1 protein-coding gene is annotated in these 16,580 nt (G+C 39.7%); it reads left to right on the plus strand.

What is annotated here, in order from left to right:
* Window positions 1–208: 208 nt before the first annotated feature.
* Window positions 209–16,579, plus strand: a complete 16,371-nt coding sequence (locus tag ABNT22_RS03710) for a choice-of-anchor L domain-containing protein (protein WP_348727218.1) — start codon at window positions 209–211, stop codon at window positions 16,577–16,579.
* Window position 16,580: the final 1 nt, after the last annotated feature.

Below are 16,580 nucleotides of genomic sequence, written 5' to 3' on the forward strand. Positions count from 1 at the left end.
TTTATATTATGCAAAATTATGGTATTCGTAGTGATATAAGGATACCATTTTTTGTTAGAGATACATAAGAATTTAAATATTTATAGATATAAGATTAATTTATAAATAATAAGATAATCTTATGGTTAAGAAATTATGTTCTGTGACTTATTTTTTAATTTTGTGTCTACAAAATTAAAAAAGATCAATTAACTATAAAGTGTAATGTATGAATAAAAAGTACTTTTTTAAAAAACAAATAAGATGTCTGTTGTTTTTTATTTTAATCTTCTTTTACAAAGAAAATTCTTTTTCTCAAGCGACAGTGACAAGTAATCCTACAGCAAATGATATTGCCGCTCAATTACAAACAGCAGGTATAATAATAAGTAATCCTACTATAACTTCTGGTAGTTCAAGTCAGTTAGGTGTTTTTTCAAATGGTACTGCAGGAGCAGCTTTGGAATTAGATACTGGAGTAGCATTTACAACTTCGACTATTACAAATGCTTTTTCTACTAACAATTTGACAGCTAACTCTGATAATTTAGGAATATCTTATAATGATATTGATGTAATTAATATTGATAATACTGCTAATAATGACGTTGTAATATTTGAGTTTGATTTTGTTGCACAACCAAATTATTCTGGAGTGTTGGTTGAATATCAATTTGGCTCAGATGAATATCCTGATTATGTAGGTTCTAGGTTTAATGATGTGTTTGGTTTTTTTGTTTCAGATCCTTCAGGTTCGGATCCATCAATACCTAATGGAGTGGATTTGAATAGTAATGGGCTTTATGATGGTTTAGAGGAACCTTCCCTAAATTTAGCTTTAGTTCCTGGTACTACTAATTCTGTGTCAATAAATAACATCAATGGAGGTTTTAGAGGATGTAACCAAGATGGAACCGCTGCTGATTTAACACAAACAGCATTATATATTAATAATGGGCATACAGGTGATGGAAGTACTTGTAGTACCAATACAGGAACTAAGCCTATTCATGTTGAGTTTAACGGTATAACACAAAAGTTTTCTGCGGTGATTAATTTGATTGTAGGAGTTACTTATCACATGAAAATAGCTATTGCTGACGTTGGTGATGCTACTTATGATTCTGGGGTTTTTATCTCTAGTGTTGGAGGATTACCTATAATAACAACAAGTAACGATTCTGGTTCTACTACTACCTTGGGAGGAGTTGCAGTAACTAATGTTTTGTTAAATGATACAGTTGGAGGGGTGGTAAATCCTTCAGTTAGTAATGTAGAATTAGCTCAGATTAGCTCTACTAACGCAGGTGTTTCTCTTAATACAGCTACTGGGGAGGTAATCGTAGCTCCTGGAACTCCTGTAGGGGATTATACTTTAGTTTATAATGTTTGTAAACCTTCACCTACTAACTGTAGTTCTTCTTCAGTATTGGTTTCAGTTTTACCGGTTATAGATGCGGTAACAGAGACTACTACACCAGTGAATGGATTACCAGGAGGAACAACTTCTGCATTAACAGCGAATGATACATTAAATGGGTCACCAGTAACAGTAGGTACGAACCCAGGAGATGTAACAGTAACACCAGTAACAGTTCCAACAGGATTGACATTAAATTCGGATGGAACAGTAACAGTGGCGGCAAATACACCAGCGGGAAGTTATAATGTAGAGTATACAATTTGTGAGGTAAACAATCCTACTAATTGTGATACAGTAACTTCTGTAGTAGAGGTAAGTGCACCGGTTATAGATGCGGTAACAGAGACTACTACACCAGTGAATGGATTACCAGGAGGAACAACTTCTGCATTAACAGCGAATGATACATTAAATGGGTCACCAGTAACAGTAGGTACAAACCCAGGAGATGTAACAGTAACACCAGTAACAGTTCCAACAGGATTGACATTAAATTCGGATGGAACAGTAACAGTGGCGGCAAATACACCAGCGGGAAGTTATAATGTAGAGTATACAATTTGTGAGGTAAACAATCCTACTAATTGTGATACAGTAACTTCTGTAGTAGAGGTAAGTGCACCGGTTATAGATGCGGTAACAGAGACTACTACACCAGTGAATGGATTACCAGGAGGAACAACTTCTGCATTAACAGCGAATGATACATTAAATGGGTCACCAGTAACAGTAGGTACAAACCCAGGAGATGTAACAGTAACACCAGTAACAGTTCCAACAGGATTGACATTAAATTCGGATGGAACAGTAACAGTGGCGGCAAATACACCAGCGGGAAGTTATAATGTAGAGTATACAATTTGTGAGGTAAACAATCCTACTAATTGTGATACAGTAACTTCTGTAGTAGAGGTAAGTGCACCGGTTATAGATGCGGTAACAGAGACTACTACACCAGTGAATGGATTACCAGGAGGAACAACTTCTGCATTAACAGCGAATGATACATTAAATGGGTCACCAGTAACAGTAGGTACAAACCCAGGAGATGTAACAGTAACACCAGTAACAGTTCCAACAGGATTGACATTAAATTCGGATGGAACAGTAACAGTGGCGGCAAATACACCAGCGGGAAGTTATAATGTAGAGTATACAATTTGTGAGGTAAACAATCCTACTAATTGTGATACAGTAACTTCTGTAGTAGAGGTAAGTGCACCGGTTATAGATGCGGTAACAGAGACTACTACACCAGTGAATGGATTACCAGGAGGAACAACTTCTGCATTAACAGCGAATGATACATTAAATGGGTCACCAGTAACAGTAGGTACAAACCCAGGAGATGTAACAGTAACACCAGTAACAGTTCCAACAGGATTGACATTAAATTCGGATGGAACAGTAACAGTGGCGGCAAATACACCAGCGGGAAGTTATAATGTAGAGTATACAATTTGTGAGGTAAACAATCCTACTAATTGTGATACAGTAACTTCTGTAGTAGAGGTAAGTGCACCGGTTATAGATGCGGTAACAGAGACTACTACACCAGTGAATGGATTACCAGGAGGAACAACTTCTGCATTAACAGCGAATGATACATTAAATGGGTCACCAGTAACAGTAGGTACAAACCCAGGAGATGTAACAGTAACACCAGTAACAGTTCCAACAGGATTGACATTAAATTCGGATGGAACAGTAACAGTGGCGGCAAATACACCAGCGGGAAGTTATAATGTAGAGTATACAATTTGTGAGGTAAACAATCCTACTAATTGTGATACAGTAACTTCTGTAGTAGAGGTAAGTGCACCGGTTATAGATGCGGTAACAGAGACTACTACACCAGTGAATGGATTACCAGGAGGAACAACTTCTGCATTAACAGCGAATGATACATTAAATGGGTCACCAGTAACAGTAGGTACAAACCCAGGAGATGTAACAGTAACACCAGTAACAGTTCCAACAGGATTGACATTAAATTCGGATGGAACAGTAACAGTGGCGGCAAATACACCAGCGGGAAGTTATAATGTAGAGTATACAATTTGTGAGGTAAACAATCCTACTAATTGTGATACAGTAACTTCTGTAGTAGAGGTAAGTGCACCGGTTATAGATGCGGTAACAGAGACTACTACACCAGTGAATGGATTACCAGGAGGAACAACTTCTGCATTAACAGCGAATGATACATTAAATGGGTCACCAGTAACAGTAGGTACAAACCCAGGAGATGTAACAGTAACACCAGTAACAGTTCCAACAGGATTGACATTAAATTCGGATGGAACAGTAACAGTGGCGGCAAATACACCAGCGGGAAGTTATAATGTAGAGTATACAATTTGTGAGGTAAACAATCCTACTAATTGTGATACAGTAACTTCTGTAGTAGAGGTAAGTGCACCGGTTATAGATGCGGTAACAGAGACTACTACACCAGTGAATGGATTACCAGGAGGAACAACTTCTGCATTAACAGCGAATGATACATTAAATGGGTCACCAGTAACAGTAGGTACAAACCCAGGAGATGTAACAGTAACACCAGTAACAGTTCCAACAGGATTGACATTAAATTCGGATGGAACAGTAACAGTGGCGGCAAATACACCAGCGGGAAGTTATAATGTAGAGTATACAATTTGTGAGGTAAACAATCCTACTAATTGTGATACAGTAACTTCTGTAGTAGAGGTAAGTGCACCGGTTATAGATGCGGTAACAGAGACTACTACACCAGTGAATGGATTACCAGGAGGAACAACTTCTGCATTAACAGCGAATGATACATTAAATGGGTCACCAGTAACAGTAGGTACGAACCCAGGAGATGTAACAGTAACACCAGTAACAGTTCCAACAGGATTGACATTAAATTCGGATGGAACAGTAACAGTGGCGGCAAATACACCAGCGGGAAGTTATAATGTAGAGTATACAATTTGTGAGGTAAACAATCCTACTAATTGTGATACAGTAACTTCTGTAGTAGAGGTAAGTGCACCGGTTATAGATGCGGTAACAGAGACTACTACACCAGTGAATGGATTACCAGGAGGAACAACTTCTGCATTAACAGCGAATGATACATTAAATGGGTCACCAGTAACAGTAGGTACAAACCCAGGAGATGTAACAGTAACACCAGTAACAGTTCCAACAGGATTGACATTAAATTCGGATGGAACAGTAACAGTGGCGGCAAATACACCAGCGGGAAGTTATAATGTAGAGTATACAATTTGTGAGGTAAACAATCCTACTAATTGTGATACAGTAACTTCTGTAGTAGAGGTAAGTGCACCGGTTATAGATGCGGTAACAGAGACTACTACACCAGTGAATGGATTACCAGGAGGAACAACTTCTGCATTAACAGCGAATGATACATTAAATGGGTCACCAGTAACAGTAGGTACAAACCCAGGAGATGTAACAGTAACACCAGTAACAGTTCCAACAGGATTGACATTAAATTCGGATGGAACAGTAACAGTGGCGGCAAATACACCAGCGGGAAGTTATAATGTAGAGTATACAATTTGTGAGGTAAACAATCCTACTAATTGTGATACAGTAACTTCTGTAGTAGAGGTAAGTGCACCGGTTATAGATGCGGTAACAGAGACTACTACACCAGTGAATGGATTACCAGGAGGAACAACTTCTGCATTAACAGCGAATGATACATTAAATGGGTCACCAGTAACAGTAGGTACAAACCCAGGAGATGTAACAGTAACACCAGTAACAGTTCCAACAGGATTGACATTAAATTCGGATGGAACAGTAACAGTGGCGGCAAATACACCAGCGGGAAGTTATAATGTAGAGTATACAATTTGTGAGGTAAACAATCCTACTAATTGTGATACAGTAACTTCTGTAGTAGAGGTAAGTGCACCGGTTATAGATGCGGTAACAGAGACTACTACACCAGTGAATGGATTACCAGGAGGAACAACTTCTGCATTAACAGCGAATGATACATTAAATGGGTCACCAGTAACAGTAGGTACGAACCCAGGAGATGTAACAGTAACACCAGTAACAGTTCCAACAGGATTGACATTAAATTCGGATGGAACAGTAACAGTGGCGGCAAATACACCAGCGGGAAGTTATAATGTAGAGTATACAATTTGTGAGGTAAACAATCCTACTAATTGTGATACAGTAACTTCTGTAGTAGAGGTAAGTGCACCGGTTATAGATGCGGTAACAGAGACTACTACACCAGTGAATGGATTACCAGGAGGAACAACTTCTGCATTAACAGCGAATGATACATTAAATGGGTCACCAGTAACAGTAGGTACGAACCCAGGAGATGTAACAGTAACACCAGTAACAGTTCCAACAGGATTGACATTAAATTCGGATGGAACAGTAACAGTGGCGGCAAATACACCAGCGGGAAGTTATAATGTAGAGTATACAATTTGTGAGGTAAACAATCCTACTAATTGTGATACAGTAACTTCTGTAGTAGAGGTAAGTGCACCGGTTATAGATGCGGTAACAGAGACTACTACACCAGTGAATGGATTACCAGGAGGAACAACTTCTGCATTAACAGCGAATGATACATTAAATGGGTCACCAGTAACAGTAGGTACAAACCCAGGAGATGTAACAGTAACACCAGTAACAGTTCCAACAGGATTGACATTAAATTCGGATGGAACAGTAACAGTGGCGGCAAATACACCAGCGGGAAGTTATAATGTAGAGTATACAATTTGTGAGGTAAACAATCCTACTAATTGTGATACAGTAACTTCTGTAGTAGAGGTAAGTGCACCGGTTATAGATGCGGTAACAGAGACTACTACACCAGTGAATGGATTACCAGGAGGAACAACTTCTGCATTAACAGCGAATGATACATTAAATGGGTCACCAGTAACAGTAGGTACAAACCCAGGAGATGTAACAGTAACACCAGTAACAGTTCCAACAGGATTGACATTAAATTCGGATGGAACAGTAACAGTGGCGGCAAATACACCAGCGGGAAGTTATAATGTAGAGTATACAATTTGTGAGGTAAACAATCCTACTAATTGTGATACAGTAACTTCTGTAGTAGAGGTAAGTGCACCGGTTATAGATGCGGTAACAGAGACTACTACACCAGTGAATGGATTACCAGGAGGAACAACTTCTGCATTAACAGCGAATGATACATTAAATGGGTCACCAGTAACAGTAGGTACAAACCCAGGAGATGTAACAGTAACACCAGTAACAGTTCCAACAGGATTGACATTAAATTCGGATGGAACAGTAACAGTGGCGGCAAATACACCAGCGGGAAGTTATAATGTAGAGTATACAATTTGTGAGGTAAACAATCCTACTAATTGTGATACAGTAACTTCTGTAGTAGAGGTAAGTGCACCGGTTATAGATGCGGTAACAGAGACTACTACACCAGTGAATGGATTACCAGGAGGAACAACTTCTGCATTAACAGCGAATGATACATTAAATGGGTCACCAGTAACAGTAGGTACGAACCCAGGAGATGTAACAGTAACACCAGTAACAGTTCCAACAGGATTGACATTAAATTCGGATGGAACAGTAACAGTGGCGGCAAATACACCAGCGGGAAGTTATAATGTAGAGTATACAATTTGTGAGGTAAACAATCCTACTAATTGTGATACAGTAACTTCTGTAGTAGAGGTAAGTGCACCGGTTATAGATGCGGTAACAGAGACTACTACACCAGTGAATGGATTACCAGGAGGAACAACTTCTGCATTAACAGCGAATGATACATTAAATGGGTCACCAGTAACAGTAGGTACAAACCCAGGAGATGTAACAGTAACACCAGTAACAGTTCCAACAGGATTGACATTAAATTCGGATGGAACAGTAACAGTGGCGGCAAATACACCAGCGGGAAGTTATAATGTAGAGTATACAATTTGTGAGGTAAACAATCCTACTAATTGTGATACAGTAACTTCTGTAGTAGAGGTAAGTGCACCGGTTATAGATGCGGTAACAGAGACTACTACACCAGTGAATGGATTACCAGGAGGAACAACTTCTGCATTAACAGCGAATGATACATTAAATGGGTCACCAGTAACAGTAGGTACGAACCCAGGAGATGTAACAGTAACACCAGTAACAGTTCCAACAGGATTGACATTAAATTCGGATGGAACAGTAACAGTGGCGGCAAATACACCAGCGGGAAGTTATAATGTAGAGTATACAATTTGTGAGGTAAACAATCCTACTAATTGTGATACAGTAACTTCTGTAGTAGAGGTAAGTGCACCGGTTATAGATGCGGTAACAGAGACTACTACACCAGTGAATGGATTACCAGGAGGAACAACTTCTGCATTAACAGCGAATGATACATTAAATGGGTCACCAGTAACAGTAGGTACAAACCCAGGAGATGTAACAGTAACACCAGTAACAGTTCCAACAGGATTGACATTAAATTCGGATGGAACAGTAACAGTGGCGGCAAATACACCAGCGGGAAGTTATAATGTAGAGTATACAATTTGTGAGGTAAACAATCCTACTAATTGTGATACAGTAACTTCTGTAGTAGAGGTAAGTGCACCGGTTATAGATGCGGTAACAGAGACTACTACACCAGTGAATGGATTACCAGGAGGAACAACTTCTGCATTAACAGCGAATGATACATTAAATGGGTCACCAGTAACAGTAGGTACGAACCCAGGAGATGTAACAGTAACACCAGTAACAGTTCCAACAGGATTGACATTAAATTCGGATGGAACAGTAACAGTGGCGGCAAATACACCAGCGGGAAGTTATAATGTAGAGTATACAATTTGTGAGGTAAACAATCCTACTAATTGTGATACAGTAACTTCTGTAGTAGAGGTAAGTGCACCGGTTATAGATGCGGTAACAGAGACTACTACACCAGTGAATGGATTACCAGGAGGAACAACTTCTGCATTAACAGCGAATGATACATTAAATGGGTCACCAGTAACAGTAGGTACAAACCCAGGAGATGTAACAGTAACACCAGTAACAGTTCCAACAGGATTGACATTAAATTCGGATGGAACAGTAACAGTGGCGGCAAATACACCAGCGGGAAGTTATAATGTAGAGTATACAATTTGTGAGGTAAACAATCCTACTAATTGTGATACAGTAACTTCTGTAGTAGAGGTAAGTGCACCGGTTATAGATGCGGTAACAGAGACTACTACACCAGTGAATGGATTACCAGGAGGAACAACTTCTGCATTAACAGCGAATGATACATTAAATGGGTCACCAGTAACAGTAGGTACAAACCCAGGAGATGTAACAGTAACACCAGTAACAGTTCCAACAGGATTGACATTAAATTCGGATGGAACAGTAACAGTGGCGGCAAATACACCAGCGGGAAGTTATAATGTAGAGTATACAATTTGTGAGGTAAACAATCCTACTAATTGTGATACAGTAACTTCTGTAGTAGAGGTAAGTGCACCGGTTATAGATGCGGTAACAGAGACTACTACACCAGTGAATGGATTACCAGGAGGAACAACTTCTGCATTAACAGCGAATGATACATTAAATGGGTCACCAGTAACAGTAGGTACGAACCCAGGAGATGTAACAGTAACACCAGTAACAGTTCCAACAGGATTGACATTAAATTCGGATGGAACAGTAACAGTGGCGGCAAATACACCAGCGGGAAGTTATAATGTAGAGTATACAATTTGTGAGGTAAACAATCCTACTAATTGTGATACAGTAACTTCTGTAGTAGAGGTAAGTGCACCGGTTATAGATGCGGTAACAGAGACTACTACACCAGTGAATGGATTACCAGGAGGAACAACTTCTGCATTAACAGCGAATGATACATTAAATGGGTCACCAGTAACAGTAGGTACAAACCCAGGAGATGTAACAGTAACACCAGTAACAGTTCCAACAGGATTGACATTAAATTCGGATGGAACAGTAACAGTGGCGGCAAATACACCAGCGGGAAGTTATAATGTAGAGTATACAATTTGTGAGGTAAACAATCCTACTAATTGTGATACAGTAACTTCTGTAGTAGAGGTAAGTGCACCGGTTATAGATGCGGTAACAGAGACTACTACACCAGTGAATGGATTACCAGGAGGAACAACTTCTGCATTAACAGCGAATGATACATTAAATGGGTCACCAGTAACAGTAGGTACGAACCCAGGAGATGTAACAGTAACACCAGTAACAGTTCCAACAGGATTGACATTAAATTCGGATGGAACAGTAACAGTGGCGGCAAATACACCAGCGGGAAGTTATAATGTAGAGTATACAATTTGTGAGGTAAACAATCCTACTAATTGTGATACAGTAACTTCTGTAGTAGAGGTAAGTGCACCGGTTATAGATGCGGTAACAGAGACTACTACACCAGTGAATGGATTACCAGGAGGAACAACTTCTGCATTAACAGCGAATGATACATTAAATGGGTCACCAGTAACAGTAGGTACAAACCCAGGAGATGTAACAGTAACACCAGTAACAGTTCCAACAGGATTGACATTAAATTCGGATGGAACAGTAACAGTGGCGGCAAATACACCAGCGGGAAGTTATAATGTAGAGTATACAATTTGTGAGGTAAACAATCCTACTAATTGTGATACAGTAACTTCTGTAGTAGAGGTAAGTGCACCGGTTATAGATGCGGTAACAGAGACTACTACACCAGTGAATGGATTACCAGGAGGAACAACTTCTGCATTAACAGCGAATGATACATTAAATGGGTCACCAGTAACAGTAGGTACGAACCCAGGAGATGTAACAGTAACACCAGTAACAGTTCCAACAGGATTGACATTAAATTCGGATGGAACAGTAACAGTGGCGGCAAATACACCAGCGGGAAGTTATAATGTAGAGTATACAATTTGTGAGGTAAACAATCCTACTAATTGTGATACAGTAACTTCTGTAGTAGAGGTAAGTGCACCGGTTATAGATGCGGTAACAGAGACTACTACACCAGTGAATGGATTACCAGGAGGAACAACTTCTGCATTAACAGCGAATGATACATTAAATGGGTCACCAGTAACAGTAGGTACAAACCCAGGAGATGTAACAGTAACACCAGTAACAGTTCCAACAGGATTGACATTAAATTCGGATGGAACAGTAACAGTGGCGGCAAATACACCAGCGGGAAGTTATAATGTAGAGTATACAATTTGTGAGGTAAACAATCCTACTAATTGTGATACAGTAACTTCTGTAGTAGAGGTAAGTGCACCGGTTATAGATGCGGTAACAGAGACTACTACACCAGTGAATGGATTACCAGGAGGAACAACTTCTGCATTAACAGCGAATGATACATTAAATGGGTCACCAGTAACAGTAGGTACGAACCCAGGAGATGTAACAGTAACACCAGTAACAGTTCCAACAGGATTGACATTAAATTCGGATGGAACAGTAACAGTGGCGGCAAATACACCAGCGGGAAGTTATAATGTAGAGTATACAATTTGTGAGGTAAACAATCCTACTAATTGTGATACAGTAACTTCTGTAGTAGAGGTAAGTGCACCGGTTATAGATGCGGTAACAGAGACTACTACACCAGTGAATGGATTACCAGGAGGAACAACTTCTGCATTAACAGCGAATGATACATTAAATGGGTCACCAGTAACAGTAGGTACAAACCCAGGAGATGTAACAGTAACACCAGTAACAGTTCCAACAGGATTGACATTAAATTCGGATGGAACAGTAACAGTGGCGGCAAATACACCAGCGGGAAGTTATAATGTAGAGTATACAATTTGTGAGGTAAACAATCCTACTAATTGTGATACAGTAACTTCTGTAGTAGAGGTAAGTGCACCGGTTATAGATGCGGTAACAGAGACTACTACACCAGTGAATGGATTACCAGGAGGAACAACTTCTGCATTAACAGCGAATGATACATTAAATGGGTCACCAGTAACAGTAGGTACGAACCCAGGAGATGTAACAGTAACACCAGTAACAGTTCCAACAGGATTGACATTAAATTCGGATGGAACAGTAACAGTGGCGGCAAATACACCAGCGGGAAGTTATAATGTAGAGTATACAATTTGTGAGGTAAACAATCCTACTAATTGTGATACAGTAACTTCTGTAGTAGAGGTAAGTGCACCGGTTATAGATGCGGTAACAGAGACTACTACACCAGTGAATGGATTACCAGGAGGAACAACTTCTGCATTAACAGCGAATGATACATTAAATGGGTCACCAGTAACAGTAGGTACAAACCCAGGAGATGTAACAGTAACACCAGTAACAGTTCCAACAGGATTGACATTAAATTCGGATGGAACAGTAACAGTGGCGGCAAATACACCAGCGGGAAGTTATAATGTAGAGTATACAATTTGTGAGGTAAACAATCCTACTAATTGTGATACAGTAACTTCTGTAGTAGAGGTAAGTGCACCGGTTATAGATGCGGTAACAGAGACTACTACACCAGTGAATGGATTACCAGGAGGAACAACTTCTGCATTAACAGCGAATGATACATTAAATGGGTCACCAGTAACAGTAGGTACAAACCCAGGAGATGTAACAGTAACACCAGTAACAGTTCCAACAGGATTGACATTAAATTCGGATGGAACAGTAACAGTGGCGGCAAATACACCAGCGGGAAGTTATAATGTAGAGTATACAATTTGTGAGGTAAACAATCCTACTAATTGTGATACAGTAACTTCTGTAGTAGAGGTAAGTGCACCGGTTATAGATGCGGTAACAGAGACTACTACACCAGTGAATGGATTACCAGGAGGAACAACTTCTGCATTAACAGCGAATGATACATTAAATGGGTCACCAGTAACAGTAGGTACGAACCCAGGAGATGTAACAGTAACACCAGTAACAGTTCCAACAGGATTGACATTAAATTCGGATGGAACAGTAACAGTGGCGGCAAATACACCAGCGGGAAGTTATAATGTAGAGTATACAATTTGTGAGGTAAACAATCCTACTAATTGTGATACAGTAACTTCTGTAGTAGAGGTAAGTGCACCGGTTATAGATGCGGTAACAGAGACTACTACACCAGTGAATGGATTACCAGGAGGAACAACTTCTGCATTAACAGCGAATGATACATTAAATGGGTCACCAGTAACAGTAGGTACAAACCCAGGAGATGTAACAGTAACACCAGTAACAGTTCCAACAGGATTGACATTAAATTCGGATGGAACAGTAACAGTGGCGGCAAATACACCAGCGGGAAGTTATAATGTAGAGTATACAATTTGTGAGGTAAACAATCCTACTAATTGTGATACAGTAACTTCTGTAGTAGAGGTAAGTGCACCGGTTATAGATGCGGTAACAGAGACTACTACACCAGTGAATGGATTACCAGGAGGAACAACTTCTGCATTAACAGCGAATGATACATTAAATGGGTCACCAGTAACAGTAGGTACGAACCCAGGAGATGTAACAGTAACACCAGTAACAGTTCCAACAGGATTGACATTAAATTCGGATGGAACAGTAACAGTGGCGGCAAATACACCAGCGGGAAGTTATAATGTAGAGTATACAATTTGTGAGGTAAACAATCCTACTAATTGTGATACAGTAACTTCTGTAGTAGAGGTAAGTGCACCGGTTATAGATGCGGTAACAGAGACTACTACACCAGTGAATGGATTACCAGGAGGAACAACTTCTGCATTAACAGCGAATGATACATTAAATGGGTCACCAGTAACAGTAGGTACAAACCCAGGAGATGTAACAGTAACACCAGTAACAGTTCCAACAGGATTGACATTAAATTCGGATGGAACAGTAACAGTGGCGGCAAATACACCAGCGGGAAGTTATAATGTAGAGTATACAATTTGTGAGGTAAACAATCCTACTAATTGTGATACAGTAACTTCTGTAGTAGAGGTAAGTGCACCGGTTATAGATGCGGTAACAGAGACTACTACACCAGTGAATGGATTACCAGGAGGAACAACTTCTGCATTAACAGCGAATGATACATTAAATGGGTCACCAGTAACAGTAGGTACAAACCCAGGAGATGTAACAGTAACACCAGTAACAGTTCCAACAGGATTGACATTAAATTCGGATGGAACAGTAACAGTGGCGGCAAATACACCAGCGGGAAGTTATAATGTAGAGTATACAATTTGTGAGGTAAACAATCCTACTAATTGTGATACAGTAACTTCTGTAGTAGAGGTAAGTGCACCGGTTATAGATGCGGTAACAGAGACTACTACACCAGTGAATGGATTACCAGGAGGAACAACTTCTGCATTAACAGCGAATGATACATTAAATGGGTCACCAGTAACAGTAGGTACGAACCCAGGAGATGTAACAGTAACACCAGTAACAGTTCCAACAGGATTGACATTAAATTCGGATGGAACAGTAACAGTGGCGGCAAATACACCAGCGGGAAGTTATAATGTAGAGTATACAATTTGTGAGGTAAACAATCCTACTAATTGTGATACAGTAACTTCTGTAGTAGAGGTAAGTGCACCGGTTATAGATGCGGTAACAGAGACTACTACACCAGTGAATGGATTACCAGGAGGAACAACTTCTGCATTAACAGCGAATGATACATTAAATGGGTCACCAGTAACAGTAGGTACAAACCCAGGAGATGTAACAGTAACACCAGTAACAGTTCCAACAGGATTGACATTAAATTCGGATGGAACAGTAACAGTGGCGGCAAATACACCAGCGGGAAGTTATAATGTAGAGTATACAATTTGTGAGGTAAACAATCCTACTAATTGTGATACAGTAACTTCTGTAGTAGAGGTAAGTGCACCGGTTATAGATGCGGTAACAGAGACTACTACACCAGTGAATGGATTACCAGGAGGAACAACTTCTGCATTAACAGCGAATGATACATTAAATGGGTCACCAGTAACAGTAGGTACAAACCCAGGAGATGTAACAGTAACACCAGTAACAGTTCCAACAGGATTGACATTAAATTCGGATGGAACAGTAACAGTGGCGGCAAATACACCAGCGGGAAGTTATAATGTAGAGTATACAATTTGTGAGGTAAACAATCCTACTAATTGTGATACAGTAACTTCTGTAGTAGAGGTAAGTGCACCGGTTATAGATGCGGTAACAGAGACTACTACACCAGTGAATGGATTACCAGGAGGAACAACTTCTGCATTAACAGCGAATGATACATTAAATGGGTCACCAGTAACAGTAGGTACGAACCCAGGAGATGTAACAGTAACACCAGTAACAGTTCCAACAGGATTGACATTAAATTCGGATGGAACAGTAACAGTGGCGGCAAATACACCAGCGGGAAGTTATAATGTAGAGTATACAATTTGTGAGGTAAACAATCCTACTAATTGTGATACAGTAACTTCTGTAGTAGAGGTAAGTGCACCGGTTATAGATGCGGTAACAGAGACTACTACACCAGTGAATGGATTACCAGGAGGAACAACTTCTGCATTAACAGCGAATGATACATTAAATGGGTCACCAGTAACAGTAGGTACGAACCCAGGAGATGTAACAGTAACACCAGTAACAGTTCCAACAGGATTGACATTAAATTCGGATGGAACAGTAACAGTGGCGGCAAATACACCAGCGGGAAGTTATAATGTAGAGTATACAATTTGTGAGGTAAACAATCCTACTAATTGTGATACAGTAACTTCTGTAGTAGAGGTAAGTGCACCGGTTATAGATGCGGTAACAGAGACTACTACACCAGTGAATGGATTACCAGGAGGAACAACTTCTGCATTAACAGCGAATGATACATTAAATGGGTCACCAGTAACAGTAGGTACAAACCCAGGAGATGTAACAGTAACACCAGTAACAGTTCCAACAGGATTGACATTAAATTCGGATGGAACAGTAACAGTGGCGGCAAATACACCAGCGGGAAGTTATAATGTAGAGTATACAATTTGTGAGGTAAACAATCCTACTAATTGTGATACAGTAACTTCTGTAGTAGAGGTAACGGGGGCGCCAATAATTGCAACGGATGACTTAACCCCAATTAATTTGTCAAATGTAAATGGATTTACAGGAGGGGTTGCAGGAGATTTAACAGTGAATGATACATTAAATGGAATATTAGTTAATGATAGTGATATTATTATAAATGTAGTTGATGATGGAGGCTTAATTGGTGTTACAATAGATGCAGAAGGTAATTTGATTGTTCCAGCAAATACACAGGAAGGGGTTTATGTTATTCAGTATCAAATATGTGAGGTCTTAAATCCTGGTAATTGTGATACTGCAGAAGCAATTGTAATTGTAGAACCAGATAACGACGGAGATGGAATTGTAGATGCCTTAGATTTAGATGATGATAACGATGGAATTTTAGATGTTGATGAAGGAGATGGATCTGTTGATACTGACGGAGACGGAATTCCAGATAGTTTAGATTCTGATAGTGATAATGATGGAGTACCAGACGTAATAGAAGGAAATGATGATAACGGAGATGGAATTCCAGATGTACTTCCTTCTGGAAATGATACCGATGGAGATGGAATAGACGATTCTTATGATCCAGACAATGGAGGAGATCCAGTTGATATTCCTGATTCTGATGGAGATGGAATTCCAGATTATCAAGATACCGATGATGATAATGACGGAATTGATACCATGGATGAAGGTCCAGGAGATGGAGATCCAACAACAAATGATGCTTTAGATACAAATGGAAATGGTATTCCAGATTATTTAGATTCAGATACCAACCCTTGTGGAACTCCGTACAATATTTTAACTCCAGATGGAGATGGAGATAATGATGTATTCTATATTTCTTGTATTGACAGTCTGGAATATCAAAACAATTCAGTTGAAATATTTAATAGATGGGGTAATACTGTTTACAAAGCATCAGGCTATAATAATGAAGACGTTGCTTTTAGAGGTATTTCAAACGGAAGAGCGAATATAAATGTTGATGAAAAATTACCTTCAGGAACTTATTATTATGTCATTGATCTCGGAGACGGGTCTAAACCTAAAGTAGGATGGTTATATATTAACAGATAAA

Source organism: Tenacibaculum sp. 190130A14a (genome assembly GCF_964048965.1).
Lineage (GTDB): Bacteria > Bacteroidota > Bacteroidia > Flavobacteriales > Flavobacteriaceae > Polaribacter > Polaribacter polynesiense.

Bases quoted from the DNA above. Each gene is read 5' to 3' on its own strand.
- ABNT22_RS03710 (WP_348727218.1), top strand. From the start codon at position 209: ATGAATAAAAAGTACTTTTTTAAAAAACAAATAAGATGTCTGTTGTTT.